The organism is Chryseobacterium sp. 27AL (assembly GCF_057815395.1).
Genome location: NZ_JBYRIW010000042.1, coordinates 1 through 546 on the forward strand (window position 1 = coordinate 1; position 546 = coordinate 546).

At 49.5% G+C, this 546-nt stretch carries 1 protein-coding gene; it reads right to left on the bottom strand.

Annotated features, from left to right (window positions below; translation table 11 throughout):
• The coding region (locus AC3WV0_RS18120) for a hypothetical protein (protein ID WP_488847487.1) at positions 1-546 on the bottom strand (546 nt) is incomplete at both ends.

Below are 546 nucleotides of genomic sequence, written 5' to 3' on the forward strand. Positions count from 1 at the left end.
TGGTAGGGGCAGCAACAGGTCCTGCTAAATCTCCTGCCAGTTGTATAATTCCTTTTGTCATTGCCGTAGCATCATTCGCTGAAAAGGAAGTTCCTGTCAGGGTGAGTCCGGTTCCGGCGGTATAGGTAGTATTTGTGTCAGTTGGTGTCACCCAGGTTCCATCTCCTCTTAAGAAAGTTGTAGCGGTAGCTCCTGCAGGAAGCTTGGCAACGGTTACCGCATTATTGGCAAGATGTGCAGTGGTAACTTTGCCTGTGCCTATAGAAGTTATTCCTGCATTGGAAATGGCAACATCTCCTGTCGGACTTACCGCTGTGGCCACATTTGAAGCATTTCCCACCAGGATGTTTCCATTGTTCAGGGTAGTACTTATTCCATTGGCAGTAGGGGCCCAGGCTGTTCCGTTCCAACCCAGTACTTGTCCTGAAGTGGCGGACATCTGGTTAAGCTTTGAAGCAGTTACCGCACCATCTGCTATTTTAGCAGAAGTTACTGCACCGCTTGCAATGGTAGGGGCAGCAACAGGTCCTGCTAAATCTCCTGCCA